Origin of the sequence: Aeromonas sp. XH, from assembly GCF_033348475.1 — a bacterium.
GTDB classification, from domain to species: domain Bacteria; phylum Pseudomonadota; class Gammaproteobacteria; order Enterobacterales; family Aeromonadaceae; genus Aeromonas; species Aeromonas sanarellii.
The window spans coordinates 2,322,730-2,341,514 of record NZ_CP137630.1 but is presented as its reverse complement, the minus strand read 5'-3'; the positions used below and the strand labels follow the sequence as shown (position 1 = coordinate 2,341,514).

At 62.6% G+C, this 18,785-nt stretch carries 13 protein-coding genes; 7 read left to right on the top strand and 6 right to left on the bottom strand.

Annotation, left to right across the window (positions count from 1 at the left end; all coding sequences use genetic code 11):
- Positions 1-10 precede the first annotated feature (10 nt).
- Positions 11-1,381, bottom strand: a complete 1,371-nt coding sequence (pabB, locus tag R2B70_RS10900; protein ID WP_216990352.1) for an aminodeoxychorismate synthase component I — start codon at positions 1,379-1,381, stop codon at positions 11-13.
- A 210-nt stretch (positions 1,382-1,591) separates the two neighbouring features.
- On the opposite strand from pabB, the gene R2B70_RS10895 reads away from it, so the two are divergent.
- Positions 1,592-3,115 (top strand): fumarate hydratase, encoded by a 1,524-nt coding sequence (locus R2B70_RS10895; protein WP_042076956.1) that lies wholly within the window; start codon positions 1,592-1,594, stop codon positions 3,113-3,115.
- Positions 3,116-3,303: 188 nt separating this feature from the next.
- Here the strand turns inward: R2B70_RS10895 and R2B70_RS10890 are convergent, their stop codons facing one another.
- Entirely contained in the window at positions 3,304-3,783 is a 480-nt protein-coding gene (locus tag R2B70_RS10890) for a cell division inhibitor (RefSeq protein ID WP_042076955.1), read from the bottom strand.
- A gap of 233 nt (positions 3,784-4,016) precedes the next feature.
- On the opposite strand from R2B70_RS10890, the gene R2B70_RS10885 reads away from it, so the two are divergent.
- Both R2B70_RS10885 and R2B70_RS10880 read left to right on the top strand, forming a co-directional pair.
- Entirely contained in the window at positions 4,017-4,214 is a 198-nt protein-coding gene (locus R2B70_RS10885; RefSeq protein ID WP_005323525.1) for a DUF4250 domain-containing protein, read from the top strand.
- Positions 4,215-4,607: 393 nt separating this feature from the next.
- Complete coding sequence (locus R2B70_RS10880; RefSeq protein WP_042076954.1) at positions 4,608-7,082, top strand: glycogen/starch/alpha-glucan phosphorylase; 2,475 nt, start codon at positions 4,608-4,610, stop codon at positions 7,080-7,082.
- 67 nt (positions 7,083-7,149) lie between these two features.
- Here R2B70_RS10880 and R2B70_RS10875 read toward each other — a convergent pair whose 3' ends face one another.
- The 3 genes from R2B70_RS10875 to trxC form a co-directional block, all read right to left on the bottom strand.
- On the bottom strand, positions 7,150-7,704 hold the full coding sequence (locus R2B70_RS10875) for a cytochrome b/b6 domain-containing protein (RefSeq protein WP_042076977.1): 555 nt from the start codon (positions 7,702-7,704) through the stop codon (positions 7,150-7,152).
- 242 nt (positions 7,705-7,946) lie between these two features.
- A complete protein-coding gene (locus R2B70_RS10870; protein ID WP_318161457.1) occupies positions 7,947-9,332 on the bottom strand; it encodes an SLC13 family permease in 1,386 nt (461 codons plus the stop codon).
- A 154-nt stretch (positions 9,333-9,486) separates the two neighbouring features.
- Complete coding sequence (trxC, locus tag R2B70_RS10865) at positions 9,487-9,927, bottom strand: thioredoxin TrxC (protein ID WP_042076951.1); 441 nt, start codon at positions 9,925-9,927, stop codon at positions 9,487-9,489.
- 154 nt (positions 9,928-10,081) lie between these two features.
- Here trxC and R2B70_RS10860 point away from each other — a divergent pair, with 154 nt between their 5' ends.
- The 3 genes from R2B70_RS10860 to R2B70_RS10850 all read left to right on the top strand — a co-directional run bounded on the left by R2B70_RS10860 (position 10,082) and on the right by R2B70_RS10850 (position 16,615).
- Complete coding sequence (locus R2B70_RS10860) at positions 10,082-12,880, top strand: response regulator (RefSeq protein ID WP_042076950.1); 2,799 nt, start codon at positions 10,082-10,084, stop codon at positions 12,878-12,880.
- Positions 12,881-13,017: 137 nt separating this feature from the next.
- Positions 13,018-14,754, top strand: coding sequence for an ABC transporter transmembrane domain-containing protein (locus R2B70_RS10855; RefSeq protein WP_042076949.1), 1,737 nt, complete (start codon positions 13,018-13,020; stop codon positions 14,752-14,754).
- A gap of 109 nt (positions 14,755-14,863) precedes the next feature.
- Positions 14,864-16,615, top strand: a complete 1,752-nt coding sequence (locus R2B70_RS10850; RefSeq protein ID WP_318161456.1) for an ABC transporter transmembrane domain-containing protein — start codon at positions 14,864-14,866, stop codon at positions 16,613-16,615.
- 53 nt (positions 16,616-16,668) lie between these two features.
- Here the strand turns inward: R2B70_RS10850 and R2B70_RS10845 are convergent, their stop codons facing one another.
- Positions 16,669-17,850, bottom strand: a complete 1,182-nt coding sequence (locus R2B70_RS10845) for a hypothetical protein (RefSeq protein WP_209792528.1) — start codon at positions 17,848-17,850, stop codon at positions 16,669-16,671.
- A gap of 432 nt (positions 17,851-18,282) precedes the next feature.
- On the opposite strand from R2B70_RS10845, the gene R2B70_RS10840 reads away from it, so the two are divergent.
- On the top strand, positions 18,283-18,756 hold the full coding sequence (locus R2B70_RS10840; protein WP_290435114.1) for a DUF4442 domain-containing protein: 474 nt from the start codon (positions 18,283-18,285) through the stop codon (positions 18,754-18,756).
- The last annotated feature ends 29 nt before the right edge of the window (positions 18,757-18,785 follow it).

Genomic DNA, 18,785 nt, shown 5'->3' with positions numbered 1-18,785 from the left:
GGGCCTGGGTTCACAGGGTATCCAGCAGCGGCAGGATGCGGGCCACCTTGTCGAAGGTCTCCTGATACTCGGCGTCGGGGTTGGAGTCGGCGATGATGCCGCCCCCCGCCCAGCAGTGGAGCTGGCCTGCCTCGGCGATCAGGGTGCGAATGCAGATGCTGGTGTCCATCCGCCCGTGCTGGCTCAGGTAGCCGATGCTGCCGCAGTAGGCGTTGCGTCTGTGGGGCTCCAGCTCCTCGATGATCTCCATCGCCCGGATCTTGGGGGCGCCTGTGATGGAGCCGCCGGGGAAGCAGGCCCGCAGCAGATCCACCCCTTGCCAGCGCGGGTCCAGCTCCCCGTGAATGGTGGAGACCAGGTGATGCACCGCGGGGAAGGACTCCACGGCGAAGAGGTGCGGCACAATGACCGAACCCGGGCGGCTCACCCGGCCGATGTCGTTGCGCAGCAGATCCACGATCATCAGGTTTTCCGATCTGTCCTTGTCGGCGTGGGCGAGCGCGTCGGCCACCCGGGCGTCGATGACGGGATCCGGATGGCGGGGGCGGGTGCCCTTGATGGGCTTGGTCTCGATATGGCGCTCGTCGAGCAGCAGGAAGCGCTCCGGGGAGAGGCTCATAATGGCGCTCTGGGGCAGGCGGACAAAGGCCGAGAACGGCGCCTTGTTGGCGGCGCTGAGGGCGCAATAGGCGGACCACTCGTCTCCCTCATAGGGGGCACTGAAACGCTGGGTCAGGTTGATCTGGTAGCAGTCTCCCGCCGCCAGATAGGCCTGGATGCGGGCAAACTTGTCACCGTATTCGGCTCGCGTCATGTTGCTCTGCCAGGGTCCCAGCAAGGCGAGAGGGGCAGATGAGCGCCCGGTCTGCGCCATCAGCCAGGCGAGGCGACGGGCGAGTCCGGTCTCGTCTCCCCAGTGCACCAGTTGCCAGCGGTCGGTCGCCACGTCCCGCAGCAGTGCCCAGTCGTAGATCCCCACCGCCATGTCCGGCACCTGGATGTCCGCCTGTGCCTGCGCTGGCAGGCGCTCGAATCGCCGTCCCAGATCGTAGCCAAAAAGCCCCATGGCACCCCCGATAAACGGCAGACCCGAGTCATCGTCAACCAGATCCCCGAGCAGGGCCCGCTGGACGTCGGCGAGCAGGGCGAGGGGATCGTCGTCATGGTGGCTCAGGTGGCCAGCCTGGTTCAGGCAGGTACTGTCACCCCGGGTCTCCAGGGTGGCGAGGGGATCGGCGCTGACGATGTCAAAGCGGTTGTCGGCCCCCTGGGGACCGGCGGACTCCAGCAGGATGGCCCAGGGCTGGTGCTGCAACCGGGCGAACAGGCCATGCAGCGAGGTTTGCGGGTCGAAATGGTGGATATGCAGTCTTGGTTTCATTTTTTGTTACATAGGCAACAGTTTGCACCCGGCTCCCTAGCCGGTTCGGGTGCTCAAGCGTATCATGGCCGCCGGCATTTTTAAGAAAAACACCGTTATAAAAACACGCCGTAGTCTGCCGGCTCCGGGCGCGCCTGCCGCCTGCCGAAGGCCCGGCTCATATGGAAGCCCTTGCTCGCGCAAGCGAGGACAAGGACCAGTGAGGATGATATGAGCATCATTAGAAAACAGGACTTTATCGATTCCATTGCTGACGCCCTGCAGTACATCTCCTTCTACCACCCCCTCGATTTCGTTCAGGCCGCCAAGGCCGCCTATGACAGGGAGATCAACCCGGCTGCCAAGGACGCCCTGGCCCAGATCCTGATCAACTCCCGCATGTCCGCCGAAGGCCATCGTCCGCTCTGCCAGGATACCGGCATCGTCACCTGCTTCGTGAAGATCGGCATGCAGGTGCAGTGGGACAGCGACATGACGGTCCAGGAGATGGTGGATGAAGGCACCCGCCGTGCCTATACCAACCCGGACAACCCGCTGCGCGCCTCCGTGCTGGCCGATCCGGCGGGCAGCCGCAAGAACACCAAAGACAATGCCCCTGCCGTCGTGCACATCGACATGATCCCCGGCGACAAGGTGGAGGTGAGCATCGCGGCCAAGGGTGGCGGCTCCGAGAACAAGTCCAAGATGGTGATGCTCAACCCTTCCGACGACATCGTCGAGTGGGTGCTCAAGACGGTGCCGACCATGGGGGCCGGCTGGTGCCCGCCCGGCATGCTGGGCATTGGCATCGGCGGCACCGCCGAGAAGGCGGCCGTGCTCGCCAAGGAAGCCCTGATGGAGCACATCGACATCCAGGAGCTGATCGCCCGTGGTCCGCAAACCACCGAAGAGAAGCTGAGGGTCGAGCTCTACGACAAGGTCAACAGGCTGGGGATTGGTGCCCAGGGCCTCGGCGGCCTCACCACAGTACTGGACGTGAAGGTGAAATCCGCGCCGACTCACGCCGCCTCCAAACCCGTGGTGATGATCCCCAATTGTGCCGCCACCCGTCACGTGCATTTCGAGCTCGATGGCTCGGGCCCGGCCGAGCTGACCCCGCCCAAGCTGGCCGATTGGCCCGAGATCACCCGCGAGGCGGGGGGCAACGTGCGCCGGGTCAACGTCGACGGTATCACCAAGGCCGAGCTCGCCAGCTGGAAGAGTGGCGATACCGTGCTGCTCTCCGGCAAGATCCTGACCGGTCGCGACGCCGCCCACAAGCGCATCGCCGACATGCTCAAGAACGGTGAAGGGCTGCCGGAAGGGGTCGATTTCACCAACCGCTTCATCTATTACGTGGGCCCTGTCGATGCGGTGCGTGACGAAGTGGTCGGCCCGGCCGGCCCGACGACCTCCACCCGGATGGACAAGTTCACCGACATGATGCTGGGAGAAACCGGCCTCATCGGCATGATCGGCAAGTCCGAGCGCGGCCCCAAGACGGTCGAGAGCATCAAGCAGCACCAGGCCGTTTATCTGATGGCGGTCGGTGGCGCCGCCTATCTGGTGGCGAAAGCCATCAAGAAGGCGCGGGTAGTGGCCTTTGCCGATCTCGGCATGGAAGCCATCTACGAGTTCGAGGTGGAAGACATGCCGGTCACCGTGGCGGTCGACTCTCAGGGCAACAACATCCATGAAACCGGGCCGGCCTACTGGTCCGCCAAGATTGCCGAGCTGGATACCAAGCTCGCGTGATCCGCAGCCCCCGTCGGGGGTCGGGCAGGGAAACTGCCACCGGCATGGAGATGACAGAAGGCGACCTCAGGGTCGCCTTTCTTGTGCGCCTCGTTTGCCGATCGCCACGCCTTGATAATGGTGCTCTGTTCTTATAACCCTATGACGCAAGGGGCTTTTCAGAGACCAGCCCGGAGCCGTAGGTCTACTCAATGGTTCAGGTAGACATCCTGGCCGCCGTAGCCAAGGGCGCCTCCCCGGGAGGGCACGGGTTCGAAGAAGCGGGTCAAGACGCCGGCGCGCTGGCCCAGGGTGTTCAGTCTGCCGCGATCCAGGGCAACCTGTTCGGGCAGCCAGGTCAGCACGGCGGCACAGTGGCCATTGATCAGGCTCTGCTCCAGCAGACGCTGCCAATTCTTGATCTTGCGACCGTGCACGACCAGCACCCTGGCAGGGTTGATCCCCTGTGCCTGCAACTGCTCGGCGACGGGCAGGCCGGGCGGCGCGATGAGCAGGATCCAGCCGCGGTCGCTCTGGCTCAGGTGGCCCAGCGCATCGAGCAGCGGTGTCTCGTGAAGGTTGGCACCGAGCCGCTGCTCATGCCCCATCTTGCTCTGATGGCGGGTGGGCCAGGTGGTGATCAGACCGGCAGAGGAGGAGAGAGGGCGGTGACTCAGGGGCTGGCTCATATGTTGTTCCTGTATGAATAACCATGCTGTATGCGCATACAGTAGTTCCATCTTGCGGGAGTGACAAGTCGCTTGTGGCTAAAAATGTGAGCAGATTGGCAATATCAATACTTAAGGTTATGAATAAAAAGAATATTTTTATTTGGCATGAGGTGGGTGTTTTGTGAGCTGTAGACAAATGGCGGGTCGGCGCCCATGGTTATACAGTCTGTGTGACGAGAGGAGGGAGCAAGATGGACGTCAGTACCTTGCAGCGGCTGGATGCCAACATTCTGCTCGGGATCATCAACGAGAAGCTGCGGCTGGAGTGCGATGGTCTGGAAGAGCTGCTGGCTTATTACGACATGACGGAGGATCAACTGGCCACCCGTCTGCAGCAGATTGGGTATCACTATGATCCCATGAGCAACCAGTTCAAGGCCCATGGCTAATTGGCAGGGCAGGGTGCTCCGCTTGGAGCACCTTCCTTTTATTGCCGCCTGAACATTGCAAGCATTGAAAGCGGTTTCACCTTCAATCATATTGGCAGTTATTTTCACGTATTTTCAGCCGCAGGCAAACATTGAAAACCTATTCATGAATTTATCTTTTGTGAATTCATGCATTGTGTTGATTTAAAAGGTTATTTTTATTTCCCATCCCAAAATTTAAGGAAAGGGTTTTCATGGTGAAACTGTCATTTTTATGCGTTAAAGTGTGACTCACGTTAACTTTTCAACCCCTGGCTTTAGCTAGTATGCCCACGCCGGAGCATATTCTGAGATAACAACAGCGCCGGTCCCCAATGGGATGACATTTTTATTTGTAACGAAGGAAAATGGTTTATGGCTACCAAGAAGAAGACAGACCAGGATCTCCAACTGGATAAAGATCAGCTCAAGGCGAGTATCGTGCGTCACCTGCGTTCTACCTTGGGTACAAGCGAACAGAAAGCCTCTCCGGATGCCTGGTGGAAAGCGACCGCTGCCGCCGTCAATGAACAGGTGTACGAGCGCCTGACCCGCACTCAGCAGACTCACTTCAAGAAAGATACTCGTGCGATTCACTATCTATCTGCTGAATTCCTGATGGGGCGTTTGACCTCCAACAACCTGCACAACCTCTCCCTGTACAAGATCTGCGAAGAGGCGCTGGGTGAACTCGGTCTGGAACTGACCGATCTCTGCGAGCAAGAGCCCGACATGGCCCTCGGCAATGGCGGCCTGGGCCGTCTGGCCGCCTGCTTCATCGATTCCCTGGCCACCCTGAACTACCCGGCGGTGGGCTATGGCATCCATTACGAACACGGCCTGTTCCGTCAGGAAATTCAGGATGGCCGCCAGATCGAGCGTCCGGACTCCTGGCGCGAATATGGCAACCCCTGGGAGATCTGCCGCCCCGAGTCTGTGCAGGAGATCCCGCTCTACGGCTACGTGGAGACGGTGTTCGGTGACAAGGGCGGCCTGAAGAAGGTGTGGCACGCCGGTCGCAAGATCAAAGGGGTGCCCTGGGATATCCCGGTCGTCGGTTTTGGCGGCCACACCGTCAACATCCTGCGCCTGTGGGAATCCCGCGCCTCCGAGTTCTTCGACTGGGACGTGTTCAATGCCGGTGGCTACGTCGACTCCCAGGCCGAGAAGGCCCAGGCTGAGACCATCTCCAAGGTGCTCTACCCGAACGACGAGACCGACGCGGGCAAGGAGCTGCGCCTGATCCAGCAGTACTTCTTCTGTGCCTGCTCCATCAAGGACATCATGCGTCGCTACAAGCGGGTCCATGGCGCCGATTTCGGCAACTTTGCCGCCCAGATCGCCATCCAGCTCAACGACACCCACCCCACAGTGGCCATCCCCGAGCTGATGCGGGTGCTGGTGGACGAGGAAGGGCTGACCTGGGATACCGCCTGGGGCATCTGCTATCAGGTCTTCTCCTACACCAACCACACCCTGCTGCCCGAAGCGCTGGAGAAGTGGTCCGTCAGCCTGTTCGAGAAGGTGTTGCCCCGTCATCTCGAGATCATTTATGAGATCAACGCCCGCTTCCTGAACGAGCTGGTCGAGCCGAAATGGCCGGGCAACGACGCCATCAAGGCCAAGCTCTCCATCATCGAAGAGGGTAACGTGCGCAAGGTGCGCATGGGCAACCTGTGCGTCATCGGCTCCTCCAAGGTGAACGGCGTGGCCGAGATCCACTCCAAGCTGGTGAAGGAGGATCTCTTCCCCGAGTACGCCGAGCTGTGGCCGGAGAAGATGTGCAACGTCACCAACGGCGTGACCCCGCGTCGTTGGCTGCTGGCCTGCAACCCCGAGCTCGCCGAGCTCTACAACGAGGTGGTGGGCAAGGAATGGCCGCTGCAGCTCGACAAGCTGCGCAGCGTGGTGAAGTTTGCCGACGACCAGGCCTTCCAGCAGCAGTTCATGACCATCAAGCGTCACAACAAGGAGAAGCTGGTCAAGGTCATCAAGGCCGAAACCGGCATCGAGGTGAGCGCGGAGGCGATCTTCGACGTCCAGATCAAGCGTCTGCACGAGTACAAGCGCCAGCAGCTGAACCTCATCCACATCATGGCGCTCTACCGCCGTCTGCTGGCGAACCCCGACTATGACATGCACCCGCGCGTGTTCATCTTCGGCTCCAAGGCGGCGCCCGGTTACAAGCTGGCCAAGGACATCATCTACGCCATCAACAAGCTGGCGGAGCGGGTCAACAACGACGCCCGCATCCAGGGCAAGCTGAAAGTGGTGTTCATGCCGAACTACCGCGTGAGCCTGGCCGAGAAGCTGATCCCGGCGGCCGACGTCTCCGAGCAGATCTCCACCGCCGGTTATGAAGCGTCCGGCACCGGCAACATGAAGATGGCACTGAACGGCGCCATCACCATAGGTACCCTGGACGGCGCCAACATCGAGATCGCCGAGGAAGCGGGCGCCGAGAACTGCGCCATCTTCGGCCTGAACGTGGACGAGGTGAAGTCCCTGAAGGCGCGCGGTTACAACCCGTACGACTTCTACTACGCCAACTCCGAGCTCAAGGCCGTACTGGACTGGTTCGATACCGACTACTTCACGCCGGGTCGCCCGGGGGAGCTCGCCTCCATCAAGCGCTCCTTGCTGGAAGGGGGGGATCCCTACCTGACCCTGGCGGACTTCGAGTCCTACTCCGAGGCGCACAAGCTGATCGATGCCTGGTATCGGGATCCGGCCCTGTGGGCGAAGAAGGCCATCATCAACTCCGCCACCATGGGCAAGTTCAACTCCGACCGCTCCATCCAGGACTACGTGGACCGGATCTGGAAGCTCAAGAGCTGCAGCGTCGGCTGATCGCCACCCCTATGAAAAACCCCGCGATGCGGGGTTTTTTTATGCCATCAGCTCCAGGGCTCTGTCATCAGGGTCTGTCGACCACCCGGGTGCCTGCCGGCACGCGCTTTTTGCCGGTGATCATCCCCCTGACGAGATCCCCCCGCACCAGGCGATCGAGGGCGATGACCGCCAGCACATGGACGAAGATGGCGATCTGCAGCGCCTTGGCAAAGAACTCGTGCACCTCCTCCATGAGATGGCTGCCCGCCAGCGGCCCGTATTCGGTCATGATCCCGCTCGCGGCGGTGCCTACCAGGCAGGTCAGGAGCAGCAATACCATCAGGGAGCCCAGCGGATTGTGGCCGGCGTAGTAGGGATGCCGTCCCTGCAGGGTGCTCTTGAGATAGGCGATGACGCCGGCCGGCGTCGGCAACCACTGGGCAAACCTGGCATGGTAAGAGCCGATGAACCCCCACAGGATGCGCAGCACCAGCAGTCCTGCCAGCGCATATCCCGCATAACGGTGGTTGCGCTCCCCCTCCTCGAGGATGAAGAGGTTCAGCACGCATAAAAGCACGGTGGCCCAGTGAAAGCCCCTGACCACCCAGTCCCACACCTTGATTTCATTGCCGCTCTGCATCGTGTTCCCCATGACATGATCCTCTCGTCGTGATGTGTCGAGCCCTCCGCGTCACGGGTGGCTCGCCTGTCGTTGTCCTGCATCATGGGAGGGATTTCTTAAGGCAGTGTTAATGCGAGCACGGCCGGGAAGCCGAGGGGGCTGGTTGCCATGTCGGCGCGATGAGGGAGGCGACCGCGGGCAAAACAAAGCCCCGGCGAAGCGGGGCTTTGAGGGTCATCAGGGCCGCCTGCGGGCGAACATCAGTGGAGGATGTCCCCCATGAAATAGGCGAGCAGGGTCAGAATGACGGTGAACACTAGGTTCAGCACCAGACCGGCCCGCATCATCTCCCGCTGCTGGATGTGACCGCTCGCAAAGACGATGGCGTTGGGCGGGGTGGCCACCGGCAGCATGAAGGCGCAGGAGGCGCCGACCGCGATGAGCACGGACACCACCACGGGGGAGACCCCCAGCGCCTCGGCCACCCCGGCGAACAGCGGCACCAGCAGGGCGGCGGTGGCAGTGTTGGAGACCAGCTCGGTCAGGAACACCACGAAGGCGGCTAGGCAGAGCAGGATGACGAAGATGGGCATGGCGGAGAGGCCGCTGGAGAGGTGCTCCGCCAGGAAGGCGTTGGCCCCGGTCTGTTTCAGGATGGCGCTCAGGGTGAGGCCGCCTCCGAACAGCAGTAGCACGCCCCAGTCGGTGTTCTGGTTGATGTCATCCCAGCTGGCGACCCGGCTGACGGCGATAGCCAGGATGGCACCCATGGCGATCAGGGTATCGAATTGGGGAATGCCGCCCAGCGCCGCGGCGAGGGGCTGGGAGCCGATCCACAGCAGCACAGTAGTGAGGAAGATGAGCAGAGTTGTCTTGCGCTGGCCTGTCCACTCTATGGTGACCCGCTCGGTGCTGACCTGGTGGGAGAGATTGGGACGGGTCACCCAGTAGAGCAGGCTTATGCCCACCGGCATGAAGATGAGCACCACAGGGATGCCGAATTTCAGCCAGTCGGTGAAGCCAAGGCCCATCTGGGCGGCGGCGATGGCATTGGGCGGGCTGCCCACCAGGGTGCCGATGCCGCCGATGCTGGCGCTGTAGGCGACGCCGAGCAGGACGAAGACCAGGGTACGACGCTCCTTGTGCACATCCAGGCCCTTGAGCATGCCGAGGGCGAGCGGCATCATCATGGCGGCGGTGGCGGTGTTGCTGATCCACATGGAGAGGGCTGCCGTGATGGTGAAGAGCACGATGGCGGCCCAGCCGAGGTGCCCCTTGGCGAGCTGCATCACCTTGCCGGCGATCTGGGTATCGAGTCCCTGCTTGGAGAGCGCCGCCGCGAGGGCGAAGCCGCCGAAGAAGAGGAACAGGACGGGGTTGGCGAAGTCGGTCAGCGACTTGCTCATGTCAAACACCCCGAGCAGGGTGGCGAGCACCGGGATGGAGATGGCGGTGATGGTGATGTTCACCGCCTCGGTCAGCCAGAGGATGGCGATGAAGATCAGGATGCCGAGCCCCTTGTTGACCATGGGATCAAACGGGAGCCAGGCGAGCATGGCACAGAGCAGCAGGAGATCCAGGATGACGATCCCGGACTTGATGTCCAGCCAGCGTGAGGGGGTGGAAGGCAGTGCAGAGGTTGGCATGTTGTTCTCTCGGTTAATTTATGGTTGTTGTTGTGTTGCCGAGATTACATTCAAGCCCCTGTTTGAAACAGGGGGTTGTGGTCAAACCATGTGGCGACTCACAGAGTCAAGTGAAGATGGATCTGAAATTAAACACAAATCAAACATTTCATTTTCATTTTGGCGTGATCGCGAAGGAGAGCAGCCACTCCTTGAACATCCCCTTGGGCAGGGCCCCGCTGCGCTGGGCCAGGATCTCCCCCCGCCGGAAGATCATCAGAGTCGGAATGCTGCGAATGGCGTAGCGGCTGGCGATGGCCGCCTCCTGCTCTGTGTCGAGCTTGACGAAACGGATGCGGGGTTCGAGCTCCCGGGCCGTCTCCTGAAAGACAGGGGCAAATTGCAGGCAGGGGCCGCACCAGCTGGCCCAGAAGTCGACCACCACCGGAATGTCGGACTGGATCAGGGCATCGAAGTGCGCCAGCCGGCCGGTGACGGGGGTGTACGCGAACAGGGGATGCTGGCAGCGACCACACTTCGCATTTGAGTCTGTTTTTTCGGCGGGCAGGCGATTGCGGGTAAAGCATTGGCTACAATAGGTAGTGACAAGTGACATATTTGCTTCCTTATTTCATGGCCCGGCAACATCTTTATTGCATTCAGAGCGCCGACTAACGGTAACATAGCACCCAGTTGTTTTTCACAGTGGGCCCTCCGGCCGTGACCCTGTGTCACCGGATGGCCGACCATGACATGAGAATCGAGACGGGATGAAGAGTGTGGCACGGGTCAATCGTGTGGTCTTTGGCCTTATCATCGTATCGCTGCTGGCGTTTTCTGCCTATTGCTGGCAATTGCTCAGCCAGCAGCAACGCGCCTTCGATCTGAGTGTGGCCGCGGAGTTGGTGCTCAATCGGGTCAATACCGACACCGTTTATCTGCTGGGGCGCGAGAAGGCCAGCGATGGCAGCGTGCAGCAGCGTCTCAGCCTGCTGTCGAGCAGTCTGGACCGGTTCGTGAGCCAGGTGCGCGACGATCCGGCGTCGGCCGAGGATCCCGGCGCCCAGACCCTGCAACGGGACATCGACGGTTATCTGCTGGATCTCGCCAGGCTCTACACCATGGAGATGACCATAGAATATCTGGCGCCTCGCTTTCAGGGCCAGCTCAAGGCGCTGCAGACGACCCTGCCGGCCGGGGAGGGGCAATACCGCGACCTCACCGAGCTTGTCCGGCTGAGCCACTATCTCAGGCGCAGCTGGGACACAAACGAGCAGAAACACCTGTTGCAACTGCAGCAGCAACTGCTGGACACCTATGGCGGTCAGCCCAGGATGGTGGCGGTGGTCCGGCTGAGCCAGGAGCTCAACCAGCAGGTGATGGAGTACCATCGCCTGCGCAACCAGATCGTCGAGATGAAGGGGCTGAGCTCGCTGCCGGCCTGGAAGCAGAGCAAGCTGGAGCTGGCCTCCTCCCTCAAGAGCCGCTTCTATCTGATGGTGCTGGGGGGGGCGCTGCTCTGCTTCTCGCTGGTGGCCGCGACCCTGTGGCGCCGCAACCAGAAGCTGAGCGATCTTTCCCGCCATGCCGGCTTGCTGGCCCAGGCCAAGAGCGACTTCCTGGCCAACATGAGCCACGAGATCCGCACCCCCATGAACGCCATCATCGGCTTCAGCGCCCTGGCGCTGCAGACCAACCTGGATCCGCAGCAGCGGGACTATCTCAACAAGATAAAATCCTCGTCTGACACCTTGCTGCTGCTCATCAACGACATCCTGGATCTCACCAAGGTGGAGTCCGGCAAACTGACCTTGGAGGAGATCGACTTCGATCTCAGCGAACAGCTCGACTCCCTGGCCGCCATGTTCGCGGATCTGGCGGAGCGCAAGCAGATCGAGGTCATCATCAACAAGTCCCCCGCCGTGCCCGACTTCCTGCGCGGGGATCCGCTGCGCCTCGGCCAGGTGCTGGTCAACCTGGTCAACAACGCCATCAAGTTCACCGAGCGGGGGGAGGTGGAGGTGGCCATCACCCTGGTCAACCAGCACCCCATGCGGGTCTGTTTCAGCGTGCGGGACACCGGCATCGGCATCGCACCGGAGAAGGTGGCGCAGCTGTTCCAGCCCTTTACCCAGCTGGAGGCGGGCAACACCCGCAAATACGGCGGCTCCGGGCTGGGCCTCAACATTTCCCAGCGGCTGGTGGGACTGATGGGGGGCGAGATCCGGGTGCAGAGCAAGCCCGGGGTGGGGTCCACCTTCCGGTTCGAGATCCCCATGTCCCAGGCGGTCTACGGGGTCTCCGGGCGCCGGGTATTCTTCGATCACCAGCCCCTCATCCTGATGATGGATGACAACGAACTGGTGCTGGAGCTGGCCAAGGACATCCTGGGCCGTGCCGGCGCCTCGGTGATCGCGGTCAACAGCCTCTCCCGCGCCCGCCAGGTGCTGCGCGAGGAGGGGCACCATATCCGGCTCGCCATCCTCGACTGGCGCATGGGTCAGGAGGACGGCCTGGATCTTGCGCTCGAGATGTACCAGCACAGCCAGTGGCGGCGCTTGCCCATCCTGATGACCAGCGCCTGGTCCAGGGAGGGGCTGCACGGGCGCATGGAGAGCATGGGGCTGACCCACTTCCTGGCCAAGCCGATGACAGAGAACGCCCTGCTGGCCAAGGTGGACGAGCTGCTCAATGGCAGCTCCCACGACAGCAAGGTCCGCCAGGCCGAGGTGCAGGGGGATCAGCAGCATTTTCGCGATCTGCTGCGCGGCACCCGGGTGCTGCTGGCCGAAGACAACAGGGTCAACCAGCAGCTCATCCTGGAATACCTGCGCCGGGTGGAGGCCAAGGTCACCGTGGTGGACAACGGACGCGAGGCGGTGGAGCAGGTGGCGGAGCAGCCGTTCGACGTCATCCTGATGGACTTGCAGATGCCGGTGCTGGACGGGCTGGATGCGACCCGCCAGATCCGCAAGATGGTGGACAAGCACGACGTGCCCATCATCGCCCTGACCGCCAGCGCCATGCCCGGGGATCGGGAGCGCTGCCTTGGGGTGGGCATGAACGGCTATGTCACCAAGCCGGTCAGCAAGCTGGATCTCTACAACAACCTGTTGCAGTGGGTGAAGAGCAGCGGCGGGGAGTCCAAGGTGCCCCTCGAGGTCAAGCCGCCGGCTCTGATGGGGGTGCTGGATCTGGACGATGCCCTGCGCCGGCTGGAGCAGGACAGGGAGGCGCTGCAGATCCTGTTCAAGTTGTTCCTCTCCGAACACAAGGACGATCTGTGGGACATCCGCTCCGCTCTGCGCCGCCAGCAGCCCGAGGTGGCGTGCCGGCTGTTGCACACCCTGAAGGGGGTGTCGGCCAACATCTCCGCCTCCCGCCTGCAACTGCTGGCCGGGGAGCTGGAGTGGCGGCTGCGGCTGCAGGAGGAGCTGAGCGAGGGGGATCTGAACCAGCTGCAGCAGGTCTTCACCCAGACCCGGGAGGAGGTGTCCCACTTCCTGCTCACCGGGGAGCAGCAGGAGTCGGTCGCCTTCCCGTTCTCCTCCTCCGACAAGCGGATCTGAGGGGCAAAGATAGCAATCGTTCTCAAGTCGCCCGCTTCAGGCTATGATGATCGACCCAATCGCCCCCGCCACGGGGGCGATTGTATTGGGCTTTTTTCACGATCACGCGGCAGCGCGCCGCGACCAAGGACTTCTCTGTGAGCGTATTTCTGCGGCTAGGCTGGTTTTTCAAGGATCAGTGGCGGCGTTATCTGGTGGCCATCTCATTGCTGATGCTGGTGGCCCTGTTGACCGTGATCCCCCCCAAGGTGGTGGGCTGGGTGGTGGATGGCATCGCCAAGGGCGGGCTCGACGGCAGCACCCTCACCGGTTATCTGGCTGGGCTCTTCGGCCTGGGCCTGCTTATCTACCTGCTGCGCTACGTGTGGCGGGTCATGCTGTTTGGCGCCTCCTATCGCCTCGCCTACGTGCTGCGCAACCGGCTGTTCACCCACTTCACCCGCATGAGCCCGGATTTCTACCAGCGCCACCGCACCGGCGATCTGATGGCCCATGCCACCAACGACATCCAGGCGGTGGAGATGACGGCCGGGGAGGGGGTGCTGACCCTGGTGGACTCCTTCATCGTCGGTATCCTGGTGCTCTCCATCATGTGCAGCCAGTACTCCTGGCAGCTGACCCTGCTCTCCCTGCTGCCCCTGCCGGTGATGGCCTTCTTCATGAACCGCTTTGGCACCCAGATCTACAAGGAGTTCAAGGCGGCTCAAGGGGCCTTCTCCCGCCTCAACAACAAGACCCAGGAGGCCCTCTCCGGGGTGCGGGTACTGAAATCCTATGCGGTGGAGTCCCTCGAGGATCAGGGTTTTGCCGAGCTGACCCGTCAGGCGGGGGAGCGCAACATGGCGGTGGCCCGCATCGACGCCAAGTTCGACCCCGTCATCTACCTGTGCATCGGCTGCTCCTACTTCCTGGCGGTGGCGGGCGGCAGTGCCCTGGTGCTGCGTGATGAGCTGACCCTGGGGGAGCTCACCAGCTTCACCATGTACCTGGGCCAGCTCATCTGGCCCATGTTCGCCATCGCCTGGTTGTTCAACATCATCGAGCGGGGCAGCGCCGCCTACTCGCGCATCGAGAGCCTGCTCGGCGAGCGCAGCGACATCGAGGAGCCTTCCTCCCCGCTGCCGTTCACCTCGCCCTTCCCCCTGGTGATGAAGGGGGTGGCATACCGGCTGGAGTCGCGCACCCTGCTGCTGGGAATAGACTTCACCCTGTCAAGGGGCGGCATGCTGGGCATAGTGGGACGCACCGGGGCGGGCAAGAGTTCCCTGCTCAAGCTCCTGATGCGTCTGGCCAACCCGGGGGCCGGACAGATCACCATGGGGGGGCAGGCCATAGAGCAGCTCTCTCTGGAGGCGTTGCGCAGCCAGTTTGCCTATGTGCCGCAGGAGCCCTTCCTGTTCTCCACCACCATAGCCGCCAACATCGCCCTTGGCCGGCCGGACGCCAGCCAGGAGGAGATAGAGCGGGTGGCCCGCATCGCCTGCGTGCACGACGACATCGTCCGCTTCCCCAGAGGCTATGAGACCGAGGTGGGGGAGAAGGGCGTCACCCTCTCCGGCGGCCAGAAGCAGCGGCTCGCCATCGCCCGCGCCCTGTTGTTGGATGCCCCCATCCTGGTGCTGGACGACGCCCTGTCGGCGGTGGATGCCCACACCGAGCAGCAGATCCTGCTGGCGCTCAAGGCCCACAAGCGCACCCTCATCCTGGTCAGCCACCGCATGACGGCGGTGGAGCAGGCGGACGAGATCCTGGTGCTGGAGCAGGGAGAGATCAGCGAGCGAGGCCGTCACGACGCCCTGATGATCCACAACGGCTGGTACGCGGACATGGTCCGCTATCAGCGCCTGGAACAAGACGTGGAGGAGAGCCTGTGAGTTTGATGATGAGACGAGTGGTTCCCCTCATCCCCAACCCTGCTCCTGCGAGGGGAGAGGGGAGCAAAGAGAGTCAATCCCATTGGAACGCTGCGCTGGAGGCAAGTCTGTGAATCCCACGATCAAACGCCTGCTGGCCTACTGCACCCACTATCCCCGCTGGTTGGTGCAGGCGGGCATCTGCCTGCTGCTGGCGACCGGTGCCGAGGTGGCGGGCCCCTTGCTCATCAAGCTCTTCATCGACGACTACCTGGCGCCGCGCCGACTGGAGTGGGGGGGGATCGCCGCCATCGCGGCGGGCTATCTCGGCTTGCAGGTGCTCTCGGCGGCCGGCTTCTATCTGCAATCCCTGCGCTTCAACCGCATCGCCCAGGCGGTGGTGCAGCGCCTGCGCGAGCAGGTGTTCGCCACCGCCATCCGGCTGCCTGCCCGCTACTTCGACAAGCACCGCTCCGGCTCCCTCATCTCCCGCATCACCAACGACACCGAGGCGATCATGAACCTCTACGTCCAGGTGATAGGGCTCCTGGTGCAGAAGGTGGTGCTCCTGTGCGGCATCCTCCTCTCCATGGCGCTGCTGGACTTGCGCCTGATGCTGGTGTGCGCCACCCTGCTGCCGGCGGTGGGGGCCGTGATGTGGCTCTATCAGCGCCTGAGCGTGCCCGTGGTGCGGGCGACCCGCTCCTTGCTCTCCGACATCAACAGCCGCCTCAACGAGTCGCTGCAGGGGATGCCGGTGATCCAGGCCATGGTGCAGGAGCATCACTTCGCCAACGCCTTCGCCGGGGTGAACCAGCAGCACTGGCAGGCGCGGATCAAGAGCCTCAAGATCAACGGCATCCTGCTGCGCCCCCTCATCGATCTCTTCTACATGATGGTGCTCATCGGCCTGCTTGCCCTGTTTGCCCACGAGGGGCTGAGCACGGCAGGAGCCATCCAGGTGGGGGTGCTCTACGCCTTCATCAGCTATCTGGGGCGGATGATCGAGCCCCTCATCGAGATGACCAACCAGCTCAACCAGTTGCAGCAGGCCATGGTGGCGGGGGAGCGGGTCTTCACCCTGCTCGACGAACCCCGCGAGAGCACTAAGGGCGAGACGCTCCCCCTTGAGGGGCGGGTGCGTTTCGAGGGGGTGAGCTTCTCCTACGACGGGGAGCAGCCCGTGCTGAGGGACGTGAGCTTCGCCACCCGGCCCGGCCAGATGCTGGCGCTGGTGGGCCACACCGGCAGCGGCAAGTCCACCATCATCAGCCTGCTGATGGGCTTCTACCCCCTGGATCAGGGGGCGATCCACTTCGATGATCACCCCATGACGGGGCTGTCGCTCGCAGCGGTGCGCCGCAGCATCGGCCTGGTGCAGCAGGATCCCTTCATCTTTGTCGGGACGCTGGCAGAAAACCTGCGCCTTGGGCGTGACGGCATCGTGGAGGAACGGCTCTGGCAGGCCCTGGAGGAGGTGCAACTGGCCGACTTCGTGCGCCGCCTGCCGGATGGCCTGGCCACCCTGATGGAGGAGGGGGGCAAGAACCTCTCCGCCGGCCAGCGCCAGCTGCTCTCCTTTGCCCGCGCCCTGGTGGGGGATCCGCGCATCCTCATCCTGGACGAGGCGACCGCGAGCGTGGACTCCCAGACCGAGCTGGCGCTCTCCCAGGCGCTGGCGGCGGCGCGCCGCGGCCGCACCACCATCGCCATCGCCCACCGCCTCTCCACCATAGTCGATGCCAACGAGATCCTGCTGCTCTCCCGCGGCCAGGTGAGCGAGCGCGGTACCCACAACGAGCTGATGGCCGAGGGAGGCCACTACGCCCAGCTGTTCGAGATGCAGAGCCAGGGGGCCTGGCTCGAAGAGAAGCGGGCCTGAGGCCTTTCATGAAGAAAACAGCCGGCATCTGCCGGCTGTTTTGATTGGGGGGGTTACACCGTGGCCTTGCTGCGGGCAACCAGCTTGGGCTCCAGGGGCGGGAAGTCGTCATTGAAGAAGGTGTCCGCCTCCTCGATCTGCGCCTTGCGCTGCTTCTGGATGAAGTTGTCGAAGTCGCGCTTGATCTCCGGATCCTTCAAGGCCTCGTAGTCGAATACGTTGGCGGCATAGAGGTAGTTGAAGTAGATGTCGACGAATTCGGCGCTGGCACAGGCGGAGGTGAACTTGCTGTTCTGGCGGTCGAAGTTGACGCGGTACTGCTTGATCTTCGGCACATAGACCAGCTCGTTGCCCACCCTGAACACCTCCACCGTGACCCCCACGGTGATGGTCTTGTAGAAGTCCTTGTTGTTCTCCACCCCGAAGCGGATGGCATCCCCCTGCTTTTGCAGGAACTTGTTGAAGCTCGCCAGCGCCGTGGTGCCCTGGCTCACCACCACGTCCATGATGAAGTTGATGAAATCGGTGGCGATGCTGAGCCCCTTGATGTGGCGGCTGTAGCTCTGCTGATCGATCTTGCTCGGCCCCATCAGGGGGATCTTGGAGAGGGCCCTGGCCCAGAGATCCGCGTCCGTCTTGTACTGCTCGCCATAGGCTTCGGCGTAGCGGTTGATGTAGGCGGTGACCACAGAGGTGATGGCGATGAGGTAGGCCTTCTGCTCCGCCAGCCTGGCCATGACGGCGGGATCGTCCAGCAGCTCGTTGGCCACGATGAACTCCACCAGGCCGTCCTTGTCGGCATAGGGATCATTGCCCACCGCCCGGACGGTGTCGGGCAGGTTGACGTCGTTGAAGAAGGCCTCGGCCTCGGCGAACTGGTCATGGTGGTTCAGACGGCTGGCCGGGGCCTCGCGCACCAGCTGGCAGAGCACGATCTCGGCCTCGTAATCGGACTCGCGCCACAGGGGGGCCTGCGCCTGGTTGCCGAAGGTCTTCTTGTAGGCGAGGTTGAAGTCGAGCAGCACAGAGCTGCAGCCGCAGTCCATGGCGAAGTCGACGGTGTAGCTCAGCGGCCCGGTGGGCAGGGGCTTGCTCATCCGGCCCTTGACGCCGAGGTTGGCGTAGCACTTGAGGTACTCCCGGCCAAACAGCTCAAAGGCCCGGTTGTTGTTGAAATTGAGCTGGAAGGTGCCGGCGCTTTCGCCCCCGTTGAACAGCTGTTGCACGTTACTCATCTCTCTGTCCTTATGTTGAGATTGGTGTCGTATGGCTCGGTGCCATCCGGCCAGTCACGAGCCTGCAAGAGCCTAGCGAGGGGTCGGGCATTTGGTTACTGTGACTATTGTCAGTGGCGTGGCCAGGTTCCTGGGCTAGCACCCAGGGGGAAGAATTTGTCGTTGCGTTTCATTCGGCTAGGGCTGTCATGCTCCCGTCATCCGGCGCCGGGCGCGATCGAGGGACCGCTAAAAATAAGGACTCAATAGAGCGCATTCACGGCGTTCGGTCGCAGGGGGCAGTGCCATTGACCAGTCAAATGCCACTGGCCTGCGGCATGGATCAGGCAAATACCTTTGGGGGCTTGCTCACAGGGTGGAGAGTGGGGGCTTGTCTATTGGGGAGGGGGCTGGCAACATTTCGGTCACACTCACTCATCGGATCAGTTTGCAATGGACCTGCAACGCCTCAAAGCCAACCTCGCCCTGCGCCTGTTCGCCTGGCGCTACATTCCCGTCATCGGCTTCTGCGCCCCGGTCATCGAAGAGATGAACGCCAGGGCGCTGCGCATCCGCATTCCGCTGGGCTGGCGCACCCGCAACCACCTTGGCAGCATGTATTTCGGGGCGCTCGCCACCGGCGCCGATCTGGTGGGGGGCCTGCTGGTGATGGAGAAGGGGCGGGCGCGGCGCAAGAAGGTGCACTTCGCCTTCAAGGACGTGCAGGGGGAGTTCCTGAAGCGCCCCGAGGGGGACGTGCAGTTTGACTGCGAGGCGGGGGAGCTTATCGACGCCATGATAGACGAGTCCCTGGCGAGCGGTCAGCGCATCAACCGTCCCATCCAGGTAGTGGCCACCTGCCCGTCGCGCAACGGGGATGAGGCGATGGCCCGCTTTGTGCTGACCCTGTCGATCAAGGCCAGCTGAATACTAACGGGCGCGTTGGCGCCCTTATT